Origin of the sequence: Pseudalkalibacillus sp. NRS-1564 (assembly GCF_050467905.1) — a bacterium.
GTDB classification, from domain to species: Bacteria; Bacillota; Bacilli; order Bacillales; family Guptibacillaceae; genus Guptibacillus; species Guptibacillus hwajinpoensis_B.
Genome location: NZ_JBITPM010000050.1, coordinates 24,322 through 41,643 on the forward strand (window position 1 = coordinate 24,322; position 17,322 = coordinate 41,643).

At 40.6% G+C, this 17,322-nt stretch carries 17 protein-coding genes; 12 read left to right on the forward strand and 5 right to left on the reverse strand.

The window, feature by feature from the left end:
- Nucleotides 1-57 precede the first annotated feature (57 nt).
- The 3 genes from typA to ACIFPW_RS21380 all read left to right on the forward strand — a co-directional run bounded on the left by typA (nt 58) and on the right by ACIFPW_RS21380 (nt 2,745).
- Nucleotides 58-1,890: a translational GTPase TypA gene (gene typA, locus ACIFPW_RS21370; protein WP_194221284.1), complete on the forward strand. Its 1,833-nt coding sequence runs from the start codon at nt 58-60 to the stop codon at nt 1,888-1,890.
- A 239-nt stretch (nt 1,891-2,129) separates the two neighbouring features.
- A complete protein-coding gene (locus ACIFPW_RS21375) occupies nt 2,130-2,450 on the forward strand; it encodes a YlaH-like family protein (protein ID WP_194221285.1) in 321 nt (106 codons plus the stop codon).
- A 22-nt stretch (nt 2,451-2,472) separates the two neighbouring features.
- On the forward strand, nt 2,473-2,745 hold the full coding sequence (locus tag ACIFPW_RS21380) for a hypothetical protein (protein ID WP_430247077.1): 273 nt from the start codon (nt 2,473-2,475) through the stop codon (nt 2,743-2,745).
- A 44-nt stretch (nt 2,746-2,789) separates the two neighbouring features.
- Here ACIFPW_RS21380 and ACIFPW_RS21385 read toward each other — a convergent pair whose 3' ends face one another.
- Entirely contained in the window at nt 2,790-3,227 is a 438-nt protein-coding gene (locus ACIFPW_RS21385) for a hypothetical protein (protein ID WP_430247078.1), read from the reverse strand.
- On the reverse strand, nt 3,217-3,417 hold the full coding sequence (locus ACIFPW_RS21390; RefSeq protein WP_194221287.1) for a YlaI family protein: 201 nt from the start codon (nt 3,415-3,417) through the stop codon (nt 3,217-3,219). Before ACIFPW_RS21390 ends, ACIFPW_RS21385 begins: the two co-directional genes overlap by 11 nt.
- 100 nt (nt 3,418-3,517) lie before the next feature.
- Between ACIFPW_RS21390 and ACIFPW_RS21395 the strand changes: the two genes are divergently transcribed.
- Nucleotides 3,518-3,985: a pyridoxamine 5'-phosphate oxidase family protein gene (locus ACIFPW_RS21395; protein ID WP_430247079.1), complete on the forward strand. Its 468-nt coding sequence runs from the start codon at nt 3,518-3,520 to the stop codon at nt 3,983-3,985.
- Between the two features lie 56 nt (nt 3,986-4,041).
- On the opposite strand, the gene ACIFPW_RS21400 is transcribed toward ACIFPW_RS21395, so the two are convergent.
- Nucleotides 4,042-4,632 (reverse strand): YhcN/YlaJ family sporulation lipoprotein, encoded by a 591-nt coding sequence (locus tag ACIFPW_RS21400; RefSeq protein ID WP_430247080.1) that lies wholly within the window; start codon nt 4,630-4,632, stop codon nt 4,042-4,044.
- Nucleotides 4,633-4,804: 172 nt separating this feature from the next.
- Here ACIFPW_RS21400 and ACIFPW_RS21405 point away from each other — a divergent pair, with 172 nt between their 5' ends.
- Nucleotides 4,805-6,133, forward strand: a complete 1,329-nt coding sequence (locus tag ACIFPW_RS21405; protein WP_430247081.1) for a PhoH family protein — start codon at nt 4,805-4,807, stop codon at nt 6,131-6,133.
- Here the strand turns inward: ACIFPW_RS21405 and ACIFPW_RS21410 are convergent.
- The gene (locus ACIFPW_RS21410; protein ID WP_430247082.1) at nt 6,130-6,624 is read right to left on the reverse strand and encodes a peptidyl-prolyl cis-trans isomerase; all 495 of its coding nucleotides are present in this window, start codon (nt 6,622-6,624) and stop codon (nt 6,130-6,132) included. The genes ACIFPW_RS21405 and ACIFPW_RS21410 overlap by 4 nt on opposite strands.
- A 118-nt stretch (nt 6,625-6,742) precedes the next feature.
- On the opposite strand from ACIFPW_RS21410, the gene glsA reads away from it, so the two are divergent.
- The 5 genes from glsA (at nt 6,743) to pyc (ending at nt 13,911) form a co-directional block, all read left to right on the forward strand.
- Nucleotides 6,743-7,672, forward strand: a complete 930-nt coding sequence (gene glsA, locus ACIFPW_RS21415; RefSeq protein ID WP_430247083.1) for a glutaminase A — start codon at nt 6,743-6,745, stop codon at nt 7,670-7,672.
- A gap of 105 nt (nt 7,673-7,777) precedes the next feature.
- Nucleotides 7,778-8,047, forward strand: coding sequence for a YlaN family protein (locus ACIFPW_RS21420; protein WP_098445722.1), 270 nt, complete (start codon nt 7,778-7,780; stop codon nt 8,045-8,047).
- Between the two features lie 183 nt (nt 8,048-8,230).
- Nucleotides 8,231-8,665 carry a site-2 protease family protein gene (locus ACIFPW_RS21425; protein ID WP_430247084.1) on the forward strand — a complete coding sequence of 145 codons (435 nt, stop codon included), beginning with the start codon at nt 8,231-8,233 and terminating at the stop codon, nt 8,663-8,665.
- 627 nt (nt 8,666-9,292) lie between these two features.
- Nucleotides 9,293-10,453 carry a putative lipid II flippase FtsW gene (gene ftsW, locus ACIFPW_RS21430; RefSeq protein ID WP_430247085.1) on the forward strand — a complete coding sequence of 387 codons (1,161 nt, stop codon included), beginning with the start codon at nt 9,293-9,295 and terminating at the stop codon, nt 10,451-10,453.
- 17 nt (nt 10,454-10,470) lie between these two features.
- Nucleotides 10,471-13,911, forward strand: a complete 3,441-nt coding sequence (gene pyc / locus ACIFPW_RS21435; RefSeq protein WP_430247086.1) for a pyruvate carboxylase — start codon at nt 10,471-10,473, stop codon at nt 13,909-13,911.
- 33 nt (nt 13,912-13,944) lie between these two features.
- Here pyc and ACIFPW_RS21440 read toward each other — a convergent pair whose 3' ends face one another.
- A complete protein-coding gene (locus ACIFPW_RS21440) occupies nt 13,945-14,838 on the reverse strand; it encodes a COX15/CtaA family protein (RefSeq protein WP_430247087.1) in 894 nt (297 codons plus the stop codon).
- 386 nt (nt 14,839-15,224) lie between these two features.
- Between ACIFPW_RS21440 and cyoE the strand changes: the two genes are divergently transcribed.
- Together cyoE and coxB are read left to right on the forward strand one after the other, a co-directional pair.
- A complete protein-coding gene (cyoE, locus tag ACIFPW_RS21445; protein ID WP_194221298.1) occupies nt 15,225-16,166 on the forward strand; it encodes a heme o synthase in 942 nt (313 codons plus the stop codon).
- A gap of 108 nt (nt 16,167-16,274) precedes the next feature.
- The gene (coxB, locus tag ACIFPW_RS21450; protein ID WP_194221299.1) at nt 16,275-17,300 is read left to right on the forward strand and encodes a cytochrome c oxidase subunit II; all 1,026 of its coding nucleotides are present in this window, start codon (nt 16,275-16,277) and stop codon (nt 17,298-17,300) included.
- The last annotated feature ends 22 nt before the right edge of the window (nt 17,301-17,322 follow it).

The window sequence follows — 17,322 nt, forward strand, 5'->3', positions numbered from 1 at the left end:
TCTAGTTATTGAGTTTATCGTCAGAAATAAGGCGAGAATACGAGGAGAGAATAATTAATGGCAATAAGAGAAGATATTCGTAACATCGCAATCATTGCCCACGTTGACCACGGCAAAACGACGTTGGTAGACCAAATGCTACACCAGTCTGGAACGTTTCGTGATAACGAGCAAGTAAGCGAACGTGCGATGGATTCGAACGACCTTGAGAGAGAACGCGGGATTACAATCCTTGCTAAAAATACGGCAATTAACTATGAAGACAAACGAATCAACATCATGGATACACCTGGACATGCCGACTTCGGTGGTGAAGTTGAACGTATCATGAAAATGGTAGATGGCGTTCTTCTAGTTGTTGACGCTTATGAAGGCTGTATGCCACAGACACGTTTCGTGCTTAAGAAGGCTCTTGAGCAGAAGCTTACACCAATTGTCGTTCTTAACAAAATTGACCGTCCTGCAGCACGTCCTGAAGAAGTTGTGGATGAAGTCGTTGATTTATTTATTGATCTTGGTGCGGACGAAGATCAGCTAGACTTCCCAGTAGTTTATGCTTCAGCAATCAACGGTACAGCTAGTCTTGATCCTGAAGTACAGGATGACGATATGAAAGTTCTTATGAACACAATTATTGATAACATTCCTGCACCTCTAGATAACAGTGACGAGCCTCTTCAATTCCAGATTACACTTCTTGATTACAACGACTATCTTGGAAGAATTGGAATTGGTCGTGTGTTCAGAGGAACAATGAAGGTTGGCCAACAGGTAGCCCTGATGAAGGTCGATGGAACAGTGAAGCAATTCAGAGTGACTAAGCTCTTTGGTTTCATTGGATTGAAGCGTACTGAGATCGAAGAAGCGAAAGCTGGCGACCTTGTAGCGGTTTCTGGTATGGAAGAAATCAACGTAGGTGAAACAGTTTGTCCTTACGATCATCAGGAAGCACTTCCTATTCTTCGTATTGATGAGCCTACTCTTCAGATGACGTTCCTTGTAAACAATAGTCCTTTTGCTGGTAAAGAAGGTAAATACATTACAAGTCGTAAAATTGAAGAGCGCCTTAGAGCTCAGCTTGAAACTGACGTAAGTCTTCGCGTTGAGAATACAGATTCTCCAGATGCATGGGTTGTCTCAGGACGTGGTGAGCTTCACCTTTCAATCCTGATTGAAAACATGCGTCGTGAAGGATATGAGCTTCAAGTTTCAAAACCTGAAGTTATCGTACGTGAAGTAGACGGCGTTGCAAGTGAGCCTGTTGAACGCGTTCAAATTGACGTACCTGAAGACTACACTGGTTCTGTAATGGAATCACTTGGTGAGCGTAAAGGTGAAATGGTCAACATGGTAAACAACGGTTCAGGCCAAGTTCGCCTTGAATTCATGGTTCCTGCTCGTGGTTTGATTGGTTACTCAACTGAGTTCCTAACACAAACACGCGGATATGGTATTATTAACCATACATTTGAAACGTATATGCCTCTTATTAGCGGGCGTGTAGGTGGACGTCGTGCTGGTGTACTTGTTTCAATGGAAAAAGGAAAAGCATCAGAATACGGTATTATGGGTGTTGAAGACCGCGGTACAATTTTCGTAGCTCCAGGTACTGAAGTTTACGAAGGAATGATCGTTGGGGAACACACTCGTGAGAATGATATCACGGTTAACATCGTTAAAGTGAAGCAGATGACGAATATGCGTTCTGCCAACAAAGACCAAACGGTTTCTATGAAGAAGCCTCGCGTTCTAACTCTTGAAGAAGCGCTTGAGTATTTGAACGATGATGAGTATTGCGAAGTAACACCGGATTCAATCCGTCTTCGTAAGAAAATCCTTGATAAGAACGAACGTGAAAAGAACGCTAAAAAGAAAAAAACAGCCCAATAAGGGTGTCTAATGCGATTCAAAAGGGGCATCCCTTTTGGATCGTTTTTTTATTGTTTAGCTATGTTCCCAGTTATGTATGGGGTTTTTAAAGAGCTATGTTAGGCTTTACTGTTGATTCTCGATTTTCGGCTCAATTGAGTGAAACCTTTAGTAACATAGCTTTTTTTAAAAAGAGAGAAGAAATCGTTTACTTTTATTTATGGTTTGTTTTATTATGCTTTTATACCGGGGGTGAATAAATGAATACGGAACCTACCATTGCATCGGAAGATTTATCATTTTTCGCTAAGTTGGTCGGCATTGAAGACAATATGACCCTGGGGTTTTATTTGCTATATGCGATCATCGTTATCCTTTGTATTGTTGTCTATCGTCTTGGCTTTGCCAAAAAACTTCCTCTACTAAAAAATGTCATCGTATACGCTGTTCTTGTTATTGGATGTTTTCCGCTAACCTTTTTTGGAATCGGTTTGCCGGTTGCTGAAGGATTAGTAGCTTCTGCTGTCGTATTAATTATTTATAAGGTGCGACTCAATCAAGCGAAGAAAAAAGAAGCGTAATGTCATAAGGTGGAGGGACACTTTGAATCTTCAGGATACGATGTATAATTGGCTTAGTATTAAAGTTGTCGCTGATCATCGTAAGGATGATCAGGCAGCGCAAGATACGTGCAGTTTTTTTATGGACATCTTAACAGAAGATCATAATGTTGCGGACTTATCTGTGGAAGTGACTGAGGAATACTACGTCGTTAATTATGTGAAGGATGGGGAAAGCGATTCGAAGAAATTTCCATCTGAATTAATTGAAGCGCTGTTATCCTCGATTGAAAATGAACCAAAGTATAACCAATGAATGAGAAAAAGACGTGCTGAAAGCACGTCTTTCTTAACACAAGGCTATTTCTCATTAAGGGCATAAACACCAAACAAAATCGCTGCATAGATTAAGTGCCCTATTGTCCAGTATCCAATCGCAACGAGGTCAAAGAGATCCGGAGTGGGCTTGATAGCAAGGTATGTTAAAGGAAAATAGAGAAAAACGGTTGGTAGAGTTAATACGTAAGCAAAGATCGCCTGATATACTTTCTTATTAGAGAAAAATCTTGAGCTCCCTAAACTGAAAACAACACCGATGATAAGGGAGATAATAAGATGAAAAACAAATTCAATAAGTTCTGGCCAGTTTATGCTCCCAATAATCGGTATGAAATCAATGTTTAGAAGGAGTGTATAAACGAGTTTGCCAGTAGTGAATTGAATAACCTTTAATATTAGTCCGAGGGCAATCCCAGAAATCGTTCCAGCCAGTAGACCAAGCTTTATTTTACCACTCATCGTTCGATTCATCCTGGTGGAATAATTTAAATTCCCCCGTATCTTTACGTTCTTTTGTTCGCGTCTCAATTCGTTCATTACATGTGTCACACATATAGGTATGGATCGGTCTGTTGCGTAGTTTTTTAGCAAGCGGACTCCCGCTATCGATTTTTTCGATTTTATCACATAATACACATTTTACTCGCATCTTTTACACCTCTCATTCCATGTTGCTAGTATAGCATGAATAACGGTATCCTTTGCAGTATAATGCGTTAGATAACAGGTAATAAAATGGAGGGAATATCATGCCAAATAAAGTCGACCAAACTTTAACGAATGATCTTTTAACGTTACTTAAGAGAGAACAATATGCGCTCCTTTCAACGATTGATTATGAAACAACAGGACCAAATATTAGTGCTATCTCCTGGTTATACGCTGTCAATCGTGAAACTATCGTATTCGCTGTGGATCAGAAATCGAGAATTGTGACAAATATTCAGACCAATGATCATGTTTCGATTACGCTAATTGGAAACGAAAGTACCTATGCGATTACCGGTAGAGCTTCATTAGCGGAGGAGAGGATGCAGGACGTTCCGCTGAAGCTTACGATGTTTAAGCTTCAGATTAAAGAAGTGCGAGATGTGATGTTTTATGGTGCGAAAATGTCTGTTGAACCTGTCTATGAAAAAACGTATGATCCTGAAGCAGCTGCAAAATTAGATCGCTCCGTCATGGCTCAACTAAAAAAATCCACCGAAACAAATTAACCGACCCGTTGGGGTCGGTTAGTTTGTTTTATTAGATATCAGTAATAGCCGAAGAATTATTTATCTAAGTCTTGTTTCTCCTGCTGCTGTTTCAATTGTTTTTCTTCTTTTGCGGGTATTTGCTTATCATTTGAGCGAATGGGATCAGGTTCAGATTTGTTCGTTTTACTAGGCACTTCAGGCATTAGCCTTCCGACAATATCAGCAAGCTCTTCCATAACGCCTCCGATTGGATGCCCTCGTTTAATTTCAGTTGCCATTTGCTTCAATCGATAAGTAGTGTCGGCATCAGCTGTAATCACTGCATTAGCTCCATATGGATCCTTTTGAAGTGCTTCAGCTACTGTATATTTGATGGAGCTAACACGAGAACGATCGAGCTTTTGGTTTACATCAATACCGACTACTGCGTATTTTCCAGTAACAATAGCTGTAGCATCATTCACATCAGGTACTTGTTTAGCGATTGTAACAAGATTCTCAGCAATATCTGTAGCTGATAAGTTTTTATTCTCTGGTGTTTTTACGGACTGTTTGACATATTGAACTCGCTCCGTTTTTTCCTTATTTGTAGCAACAGGATCATCATTTGCCTGACAAGCAGTAAGTAGACAAATCACGATGAGACTCCATCGAATCTTAATCATTTCGATTACCTCCGTAATAAGCGATTTATAATAAATCCCTACAGTTTGTTAATTATTTTCTGAATAACCGTCTAACTTTATACACTAGTTCATAGATTATAGAAAACGTAGATAGTCCCAACTGTTTTTCGTACCTGTTAGAGCAACTTAAATTTGGTCAGGAGGCGAAGTGTTGGATAAGGTTTACGTCCTAGATACTAACGTGTTACTCCAAGATCCAAATGCGATTTATTCGTTTGAGACGAATGAAATTGTCATTCCAGCTGTGGTGTTAGAAGAAGTGGATTCAAAGAAAAGGTATATGGATGAAATAGGCAGGAACGCAAGGCAAGTATCACGCATGATTGATGGTTTTCGAGAACGCGGAAAGCTTCATGAGTCGATTCCTCTTGAAAACGGCGGGACGCTTCGAATTGAACTGAACCATCGATCTTTTCAATACTTACAGGATAAATTTGTTGAGAAAACAAACGATAACAGAATTCTGGCGGTCGCATTGAATTTGTTTTTAGAAGAAGGGAAATTAAAGTCTGGTCGAACAGTGATTCTTGTTAGTAAAGATGCTTTGGTTCGTGTTAAAGCGGATGCAATGGGCATACAAGCTGAGGATTTTTTAAGCGACAGAGTTGTTGAATTTAATCAGATTTATACAGGATATGAAGAAAGGTATGTTGATTCAGAAGTACTCAATCAGTTTTTTGAGAAGCATTATATTGACGTCAAAATGTTAAAAGGAAGACCGCTTTATCCCAATCAATACATCATCTTAAAAGACCCGGTTCAAGCCTCGTCATCCGGAATTGGCAAAGTAGATAAGAACTGTAAAAAAGTTGAAAAGACAGCGATGGAAACGGAATATATGTGGGGAATAGGTCCGAGGAATGTACAGCAAAGAATGGCGCTAGATTTGCTTGTTCGTAGCGACATCCCACTTGTAACACTTGTAGGTAAAGCAGGAACAGGAAAAACGCTTTTAGCGATGGCGGCTGGATTAATGCAAACAGAAGATTTAAATCGCTACAAAAAACTTTTTATTGCGAGGCCGATTGTTCCAGTTGGAAAAGATATTGGATTTCTGCCAGGGGAGAAAGAAGAAAAGTTACGTCCGTGGATGCAGCCTATATTTGATAATCTAGAATACCTGTTTAATGTTAAAAAGACGGGGGAGCTTGAAAAGATCCTCTCGGGAATCGGTTCCATTCAAGTAGAAGCATTAACGTACATTCGTGGAAGAAGTTTACCTGATCAATATATTATAATAGATGAAGCACAAAATTTAACCAAGCATGAAGTGAAAACGATCTTAACAAGGGTTGGTGAGGGAAGTAAAATTGTTCTCCTCGGTGATCCACAGCAAATTGACCATCCTTATCTTGATGAATACACGAATGGACTAACTTATGTCGTCGAAAAATTTAAAGACCAGCCGCTTAGCGGACATGTTAAGCTCGAGAAAGGTGAACGTTCTCTGCTTGCCCGCATTGCAGCTGATCTACTCTAGATGACAGTTATACCTGTAACGTATTTAAATGGTTCCGAAGCGTTCGAGCCATTCCCGAAATAGAAATGGGTAGGGCCATCTTCTCTGAGCGGTTTTCCATCTTGGGAAAAGCGAAGAAAGCCGTTCATGGCTTCATCCATTGTCATACTCTGCTTAGAGCCATCTTTAAAATCTAGCTGAACCTTCTCGCTATCGTTAGTAGGATCAGCATTAGATAAAAATGGTTTGAGTGGGATAACGAAACTTCCTGTTAGAATGCGTTCTTTCTCAAACCTTTTGATACTTTTGTTAACAGGAGGTTTAATTCCTGTAAGTTCTCTTTCAAAGCGTTCAGCCTGAGTATGGATGTAATCGTTCTCATTCTTTTCGCTTGAACCATCAAATTTCAAAAATTCCTCTAATTCAATCTTACGATCATCAAATATCCATACGCTTGCGTCTAAAGTAATGGAATAATTGACTTTCCCCTTAATAGGTAGAATCGTCTCCATCTTGTACACCCCACAATCAAAATCTTTTGCAAACCAAGTATACCGGTTATGCTTGCATTTGTCACATTTGGGGAACAGTATGGTGAGAGTCAATTTGTTCCGAGCGGGAGGATTTAAGATGAGATGTCGTACAGAAGAAGAATTAGTGGAACTAGTTAGGAAAAGCAAGCCATTTACGAAAGATGGAAAAGTGGCAGATTATATTCCAGCCCTTGCAAAATCCGATCCAGATAAGCTAGCAATTGCAATCTACTCCAAGGAAGACGGATGTTTATCAGCCGGAGATGTAGGCGAAACGTTTACCCTTCAAAGTATCTCTAAAGTTCTAACACTAGCCTTAGCAATCATGGACTCAGGAGAGGAGCATGTTTTCTCAAGGGTAGGAATGGAGCCTACGGGAGATCCATTTAATTCAATTGCCAAACTTGAGACGATGGTACCCTCAAAACCACTCAATCCAATGATTAATGCGGGTGCTTTAGTTGTTACAAATATGATTCATGGTAGTTCAGTAGAGGAAAAAGTTGGACGCATATTGCAATTAATTCATGACATGACGAATAACACTAGCATTGGAATTAATACTGAAGTAGCTGATTCGGAATATGAATCGGCGAATTTAAACCGAGCATTAAGTTATTTCATGAAGCAGCACGGCATTATTGATGATAATGTTGAGATGCTTCTTGAAGCATATACAAAACAGTGTGCAATCGAAGTAAACTGTAAAGATCTTGCTAGAATAGGGATGGTTCTAGCCAATGAAGGAAAAGACCCTGAAACGGAAAGAAGGATTATTCCAAGATATATAGCGAGAATCGTGAAAACGTTTATGGTTACATGCGGCATGTACAATGCATCTGGTGAGTTTGCGATTAACGTGGCCATCCCTGCAAAAAGTGGTGTCTCAGGTGGGATTTTAAGTCTTGTTCCAAATGAAATGGGAATTGGTGTTTATAGTCCACCACTTGATGCAAAAGGAAATAGTATCGCTGGAAACAAACTTCTTGAGAATCTTTCTTCACAATATGGACTAAGTATTTTCTAAACACATCCGCGTTTACCCTGCTTTTTCTTGCAATTTTGTTGCATTCCTTTTATGATAATAGAAGGAATGGGAAAGGGAACGGAGGGATCAGATTTGTCAACTGGTATGGCAACAGGACATCGTGAAAAAGCATACGAGCTGTTAAAAGCCGATGCGCATAAGATCCTAAAACTTATCGAAGTTCAAATGGAGAATTTGACGATGCCTCAGTGTCCTCTGTATGAAGAGGTTCTTGATACGCAGATGTTTGGTTTATCTCGCGAAATTGACTTCGCGGTTCGTCTTGGATTAGTAAATGAAGAGGATGGCAAAGAATTGCTTGAATCACTTGAGCGTCAGCTTTCGGCTCTTCATGAAGCTAGTATGAGGAAATAATGAAAGCTCAAACTATCAATGATAGTTTGAGCTTTTTGTTTATTTTCAGTGTTCCTTTACATACAATATATTTTTGACTCATTCACTTTGCAGTTCCGCATTAAGTGATAGTAGCAAGTAGAAAATATGATAGAATACGAATAGGCCGTAAAAGAATTCAGAAGATTTTAGGAGTAGATATGAATGTATGATTTGCTCATGGTGATCCTTGTTATATCTCCCATCAGTTTATTACTTCATGAGGCGGGCCACACAGTGGCAGCCAATGTTTTTACGAAAGCTGGTGCGAAACTACACCTGGGCATAGGTCCAAGAATCTTTACATGGAGACACCCGAGAGGAGAAGTAGCCGTTAACGCTATTTATTTCGCTGGAGGAATGACCATCAGCTCACAACCTGATAAAGCCTATGGGAAACTCGCCATTGCCATAGCTGGTCCACTCATGAATCTTATCGTCGCCGCACTCGCTCTCATTCTGCCATTCCATCCCTCCATCATAGCCTGGGTTCTTTTCTTTAACCTCTGGCTAGGAATAACCAATCTGATCCCATTTAAAATTCTCGGGAAAGAATCAGACGGATGGACCATATTAAAAGTCCTTCTCAAAAAAACTTAATTTCAAAAGGATAGCAGGTTTCACCCAAATTCCATCGAAACCTATACATACTTCGAAAAGCGGAGACGAGCGTTTAGAAACGGAGATATTGGAGCTCTTGAACTAGAACACGCCCTTTGTGTTCTGGTGAAAGAGTGAAATATCGCAGTTTCTGCGAGTCATAGCTGGACACAAGAAAAGCGGAGGTGGGCGTTTAGGGTCGACAAGCGCTGGAGGCCCATAAAAAGAACACGGTCTTTGTGTTCATTTTATGGGGTGAAGCGATCGAGACCCTGCCCACTGCAGCTGGACACAAGAAAAGCGGAGCGGGCCCGTCTAAATCCGCAGGGTGTTGGAGGCCATGAGAGTGAGACGCTTTATGTCTCATTCGAATGGGTGAAACAGTCGGAGGATTTGGCCTGCGCAGCTGGATCACCGAAAAGCGGAGACGAGCGTTTAGAAACGGAGATATTGGAGCTCTTGAACTAAAACTGAAAGTTAAACGATCTGGGGTCTGGCTACGGGAATCCTTCAACACCACCAATACTTTTAGTTTCCAAAAGGCGAATAAACCAACAAGTGATTATGAAGTTAACAGTGAGCTGATGCAAACTTCTTAATAGAAAATAAATAGGTAGGATGACGTTTATGATTAAAAAATTATTTAAGCATTATGATTACTCTCTAATCATTAGTGTATTACTTTTGTGCGGGTTTGGGCTCGTTATGGTTTACAGTGCAAGTATGGTATGGGCTGTGATGCGACATGAAGCAAACAGTGCTTACTTCTTCAACAGACAAATCATCTGGTTAGCGGTATCACTCGTTATGTTCCTACTGGCGATGGTCTTTCCATATAAGGCTTATAGGAAATTTATCGTTCCTATACTAGGACTCTCTGTTTTGTCACTACTGCTCGTGAAATTGATCGGATCCACTACGAACAATGCACAAAGTTGGATTGAAATCGGCTCGTTTAGTTTTCAGCCTTCTGAATTCGTCAAACTAGGGTTAATCATTTACCTTGCGGCTATTTACTCCAAAAAACAAGCCTATATTTCTAACTTTGTAAGAGGGGCAATGCCTCCTTTAATGGTCATTGGATTGATTTTTGCGTTAGTTGCTTCACAGCCAGATCTTGGGACGGCAATGATTATCGCATTAACTTCAGGTATTGTCATTGTTTGTTCTGGAATGAAGTGGAGACACATTTTAGGGCTTATCGTCATTGGCGGGATTGTCTTCGCTCTTGCGTGGATGACGCTCTCACCTGAACAGGCATCAAGATTTACTGGAGCTTATGATCCATTTTCGGACCCAGAAGACAGTGGTTTCCATTTAATTAATTCTTATATCGCTATAGCATCAGGTGGAATTACGGGTCAGGGGTTTGGCCAGAGTATTCAAAAATACGGTTTTTTACCTGAACCACATACAGATTTCATTATGGCCATTGTGGCTGAAGAGTTAGGGTTACTCGGTGTTGTATTTGTAGTAGGTTTGTTAGGTTATATCGTATTTAAAGGTTTTGTTATAGGTATTCGCTGTAAGGATACATTTGGTAGCTTACTAGCTATAGGCATTGCTGGTATGATTGGTGTACAAACAGTCGTCAATCTTGGTGCTATAACAGGCTGGTTACCAGTAACAGGTGTCCCACTTCCGTTTATCAGTTACGGTGGATCTTCATTAATTTTGCTGATGATATCAATGGGGATACTAGTGAACGTTTCTGCTTTTGTGAATATAAGGAAAGAGCAGAAAGAAGGTTACGTTAAAAAAGATAATACGATTCAAATGGAGCTTTAGTTTAAGGAGGAAATTATATGCCAGCTATTTCAAAAATTTTAGTTGCTAACCGTGGTGAAATCGCCATTCGAATTTTCCGTGCTTGTACCGAACTGAATATTCGAACCGTAGCTATTTATTCTAAAGAAGATAGTGGATCGTACCATCGTTATAAAGCAGATGAAGCTTACCTTGTCGGAGAGGATAAAAAGCCGATTGATGCCTATTTAGATATTGAGGGGATTATCGAGATTGCGAAGGCGAACGACATTGATGCTATTCACCCTGGTTACGGCTTCCTTTCTGAGAATCTTCAGTTTGCTAAACGTTGTCAGGAGGAAGGTCTTATTTTCATAGGACCTGAACTTGACCATTTACGAATGTTCGGAGATAAGGTAGAGGCTAGAAAACAAGCCATATTAGCAGGGCTTCCAGTCATTCCAGGAACGGATGGCCCTGTAGAAGGACTTGATGAGGTTAAGGCGTTTGCAGATGAGAATGGGTACCCTCTTATGATTAAAGCTGCCCTAGGAGGCGGCGGAAGAGGCATGCGAATCGTCCGAAGTGAAGAATCTTTGGCGGAGGCTTATGATCGTGCTAAATCTGAAGCAAAAGCAGCCTTTGGGCGCGATGAAATTTATGTGGAGAAATTTGTAGAAAATCCGAAGCATATCGAAGTTCAAATTCTTGGAGATAAGCATGGTAATACGATTCACCTCTATGAGAGAGACTGCTCGGTGCAGCGTCGTCACCAGAAAGTTGTCGAGGTAGCACCAAGTGTTTCACTGACACAGGAGTCTAGACGAGACATTTGTGAAGCTGCAGTGAAATTGATGGAAAACGTACAGTATGTCAATGCAGGTACTGTTGAATTTCTTGTTAACCAAGAGGGAGAGTTCTATTTTATTGAAGTAAACCCTCGAGTTCAGGTAGAACATACCATTACAGAAATGATCACGGGAATTGATATTGTTCAATCTCAAATTATGATTGCTGAGGGTGAACACATTCATGGTGATCGACTCGGTATACCGAAACAAGATGACATTGACTGTCACGGGTACGCTATTCAATGTCGTGTAACGACGGAAGATCCTGAAAATAATTTTATGCCTGATACAGGGAAGCTAATGGCGTACAGATCAGGTGGCGGATTCGGCGTTCGTCTTGACGCAGGGAATGCTTATCAAGGTGCTGTCATTACTCCTTATTACGATTCACTTCTTGTGAAGCTATCGACATGGGCACTTAATTTTGACCAAGCCTCATCTAAAATGGTCAGAAACTTAAAAGAATTCCGTATTAGAGGAATTAAAACGAATATTGCTTTCCTTGAAAATGTAATGAAACACGAGAACTTCCGATCAGGCGAATATAATACATCTTTCATCGATTCATCACCAGAGCTATTTGTGTTTCCAAAGCGAAAAGATCGTGGAACAAAAATGCTTTCATACATCGGGAACATTACAGTTAACGGTTTCCCGGGTCTTGATATAAAGAAAAAACCTGCGTTTACGAAACGGAGAGTACCGCATTTAAAATACAGTGAGCCTATACCAAAAGGAACGAAACAAATTCTTGATGAACAAGGTGCAGATGGTCTTGTTAAATGGGTGAAAGAACAGAAGAAAACGTTACTTACCGACACGACATTCCGTGACGGTCATCAATCTCTTCTTGCGACAAGAATGAGAACGACTGATTTATTGCATATTGCAGAGCCGACTGCCCGCATGCTACCCGAACTGTTCTCAATGGAAATGTGGGGCGGGGCTACCTTCGATGTCTCATTACGATACTTAAAAGAAGATCCGTGGGATCGCTTAATTAAGCTTAGAGAGCAAGTGCCAAATGTGATGTTCCAGATGTTGTTACGAGCATCAAACGGAGTAGGATATAAGAATTATCCAGATAATCTCATTCGAGAATTTGTTCAAAAGTCTGCTGACGCAGGAATTGATGTATTTAGGATATTTGATAGTTTGAACTGGGTGGACGGCATGACAAAAGCGATTGAAGCGGTTCGTCAAACAGGAAAAATTGCTGAGGCATCAATTTGCTACACAGGTGACATCTCAAATCCGGATAAGTCGAAGTATAACCTTGAATATTATCAACAGCTCGCAAAAGAACTTGAAGACGCCGGTGCTCATATTTTAGGAATTAAGGATATGGCAGGGTTACTCAAGCCTCAAGCGGCATATAAACTTATTTCAACGTTAAAAGAAACTGTCTCTATACCTATTCATCTTCATACGCACGATACGAGCGGTAACGGGATCTATACATACGCGAAAGCCATTGAGGCTGGTGTAGATATCGTAGACGTAGCCGTAAGTTCCATGGCTGGCTTAACATCTCAGCCAAGTGCCAATTCTTTGTATTATGCAATGGATGGTTCAGAGCGACAGCCGGATATTAGTATTAAAGCGTTAGAAGAATTGTCTCATTACTGGGAAGATACACGTAAATACTATAGTGGATTTGAAAGTGGTATGACCGCTCCACACACGGAAGTATATGAGCACGAAATGCCTGGTGGCCAATATAGCAATCTTCAACAGCAGGCAAAAGGCGTCGGTCTTGGAGAGCGCTGGGATGATGTGAAACGCATGTATCGAAGAGTTAATGAAATGTTTGGAGACATTGTAAAAGTTACGCCTTCTTCTAAAGTTGTAGGCGATATGGCTCTTTATATGGTTCAAAATAATTTAACCGAAGATGATGTGTATGAGCGTGGAGAATCTCTAGATTTTCCTGATTCAGTTGTAGAACTCTTCCAGGGATACCTTGGCCAGCCGTATCAGGGCTTTCCTAAAGAACTTCAGCAAATTATTCTTAAAGGTAGAGAGCCGATTACTTCAAGACCTGGAGAGTTTCTAGAACCTGTTAACTTTACGGACTTAAAGGAAACTCTTTATCACAAATTGAATCGTCAAGTAACTAGCCATGATCTGATCTCTTATGCTCTTTACCCGAAAGTCTATCTAGAGTATGCAGAGGTTCAAGAGATGTTTGGGGATGTATCCGTTCTAGATACACCAACCTTCCTTTATGGCATGCGACTTGGAGAAGAAGTTGAGGTCGAGATCGAACAGGGGAAAACGCTTATCGTCAAGCTTGTCTCGGTTGGAGAGCCTAATCTAGAAGGCAAGCGCACCCTTTACTTCGAATTAAATGGTCAGCCGCGTGAAGTTGTGATTAAAGACGAAAATATCAAAACGGCAATTGCGGCTAAACCAAAAGCGGATCGCACTAATCCAAATCATATTGGAGCAACGATGCCGGGAACTGTCATTAAAGTTCTAGTTGAAAAAGGAGAAAGAGTAAACAAAGGTGATCACCTCATGATCACAGAAGCGATGAAAATGGAGACAACCGTCCAGGCACCTCGTAGTGGCACAGTGGAACATATTCATGTGGCTAATGGAGAGGGAATTGAATCGGGAGACTTATTGCTAGAAATGAATGAATAAGAAAAAAGCTGCGCAATTTTGCGCAGCTTTTTTCTATTGCCTGCCACTTCGAAGTGAAAGCATAACAAGGTAGAGAAGAACTGTAAATAAACCAGATATAAAGAGTCCGTGGAAAAGCGCGAGAAACAAATTCAGGTTTGAAACGACTACTAGAATACCGCTCAACGCCTGTAAACAAATGAAAACAAAAGCTAAAATAATACCAGTTCGCATCGTTCCTTTGTTTTTAAACTCTCGTAATCCTATGATGAGAATGTAGAGTAACCATACAAAGATGAGTACGGCTGCCGTTCGGTGTAACATCTGAATCCCCTGTGGTCCAGAGAAAGCGAACAGCTGACCATCGCTACAAAATGGAACTTTGTCACAGGCCATACTGGCGCCTGTATGGCGTACGAGGGCTCCTGTATAAACGACTATATATGAATAGATTGTAATCGCGTATAAATGAAAACGAATACGTTTAGGAACATGAGGCGTTCTTTTATTCCCAGACGCTTCAAAAACGAGTATAGTTAGCAAAACAACACTCGCAAAACTAGCAAGTGAGAAACCAAAATGAGAAGCAAGAATAATATCTGATTGGCCCCATACTACAGCGGCAGCGCCTAACAAACCTTGAAACACGATTAAGAAGACAGAAGCAATCGCTAAAAATTTTGTTTCTCGAATGTGTCCGATTTTTCGCCAAGCCCATATGGCAAGAATAATCACGAGCAGACCGAGGGCTGCTGAAACAATCCGATGACTGACTTCGATGATCGTTTCTATCTCTGGTGCTTCAGGTAGAACCTTTCCATAGCATAAAGGCCAGGAGTTCCCACAGCCATCACCCGACCCTGTTTTCGTTACAACTGCACCCATTAAGAGTACGAGAAGCATTCCAAGTGACGTAATAATCCCGAATAATTTCAACAATTTATTCACAAATAACACCTTCTTATCTAATTGTGTGTAAATCATAGTACAATGAATGTGTGAAGAGGCAAGCACATCTTTGCACGAATGAAAGGATGAGCTCCCATTATGAAACGACGTATACAAAACAATTAGATTCGTTTATAATGGATAAGGATTGCGGATACTGCTTCCTTTCACAAAACCAACATTATCTTACCATAGCTGTTAGCGAGTTTTAATAGCAAGATGTGAAGATTGAATTACATTTTGTTTAACAGCATGTGAGTAACCTGGAGGGGTAGACGTGATACAACATAATGATCAGGGCTTACACAGTCTTCTAATAAGATTGTCTAACATGAACGATAGAATGACTGATTTACTTCAGTCAAATGAAAAAGGAGGTGTGTAGATTGAGTAAAGCTAGAACTGCATACGAAGCATCTAATCGCGTTATGGAGCCAGGCCCGCTATCAGAAGCAAATCCATCTGGTACGTGGAAAGATTTTCTGACACTTACGAAATTAGGCATTGTATTTGATAATTTAATTACAGCTTTTACTGGCTTATGGGTGGCATCAGTTGCTGCAGGATTTGATCTATTCGCTAATCCAATGGTACTCATTCTAACGATGTTGGGAACAGCTTTTGTTGTTGCCGGGGGAACATCTTTGAATAACTACATTGACCGTGATATTGATCAAGTGATGGCGAGAACGAATACGCGTCCCTCAGTTACAGGTAAAATTCCTGCTAACCAGGTATTATTTGTAGGTCTTGGCTTAGCCATTGTAGGTACGATAATGCTATTGATTGTTGAGCCAATGGCTGCTTTATTGGGTCTTTTAGGACTTGTTATATACGTTGTGTTATATACAATGTGGACAAAGCGTACAACTTCTTTAAATACAGTAGTCGGGTCATTTTCAGGTGCACTTCCGCCGCTTATTGGCTGGGCTGCAATTGATCCTAACTTAAGCCCTGTAGCATGGGGAATGTTTTTAATCATGTTTATCTGGCAGCCTCCACACTTCTTAGCACTCGCTATGAAGCGTGTAGATGATTATCGTGATGCTGGAATTCCAATGCTACCTGTTGTAGCAGGTTTTCCAATGACGAAGCGCCAAATCGTTTTATATACGGCTGCTTTAGTACCAGTGTCACTATTGCTATACAGCTTTGGACCAGTGTACATCACTGTCGCAGCAATCCTTGGTTTTGGATGGCTAGCGATAGGAATTGCAGGATTTTTCATGAAGGACGATATTAAGTGGGCGAGAATTATGTTTGTTTATTCGCTTAACTATATAACAATCCTGTTTATTGTTATGATTGCAGTAAATATTAATCCTTAAAAGGATGATTAATGTATGGTCAGACAAGGTGGGTAGGATGCCCTCCTTGTCTTCCTATAACTCAATTTTGAGTAAAAGCTACTAAAGAAAGTGAGGTTTAAGGTGCAAATGAAACGTTGGAAAAATGTTTGGCGTTTTTTACCACTGCTATCGGTAATTGCGTTAGCGCTTACGGGTTGCGGTAACGAACAACTAACAGCTATGCTCCCTAAGGGAGAAGGGGCTGAAATGCAATTTAATCTCATGATGTTAAGCCTTTACATCATGATCGGGGTTTTCGTTGTAGTAGCACTCATTTATACAGTTGTGCTTGTTCGTTTTAGACGACGTGGTGAAAGCGACAATGAAATTCCAGAACAAACGGAAGGTAATGTCGTTCTTGAGATTCTATGGACTGTAGTTCCTATTATCCTTCTTTTGATCCTTGCCGTTCCGACAGTAATGACTACGTTTGCATTAGATGAGGGCACTGAAAAAGTACCTGAAGGTGCAACCGTTGTCAAAGTAACAGCTCATCAGTATTGGTGGGAATTTGAGTATCCTGATCTTGAAGTGAAGACTTCTCAAGATTTACACATTCCAACAGGAGAAAGAGTTTATTTTGAACTCGTTTCTAAAGATGTCACACACTCTTTTTGGGTTCCGACTCTAGGTGGAAAAATGGATACGAATACAGCTACAGAGAATAAAATGTGGCTAAATGCTCAGGAACCAGGTACATATTATGGGAAGTGTGCTGAGCTGTGTGGACCATCACACGCTTTGATGGACTTTAAAGTAATTGCTCAAGAAAAAGAAGATTTTGAAGCATGGGCAGAAAACATGAAAGAAGCTGGTTCACAGGCAGCTTCTGATCAAGCAGCTCAAGGGGAAGAAATCTTCGCAAACAGCTGTATTGGCTGTCACGCCGTCGGAAGTGAAGGCGGTAACACAGGTCCGAACTTAACAAACTTTGGTGACCGCGAGAAAGTAGCGGGCGTTCTCGAGCATACAGATGAGAACATTAAGGGCTGGATTAGCGATCCATCGGAATACAAACCTGGTAATAACATGCCTGCGTTTGGAGATCAGCTAAAAGATGAAGAGCTTGATGCTTTAGTTGTTTACCTGCAAGGACTAAAAGTTGAAGAATAGTCATCGGAAATAAGGAGGTTTA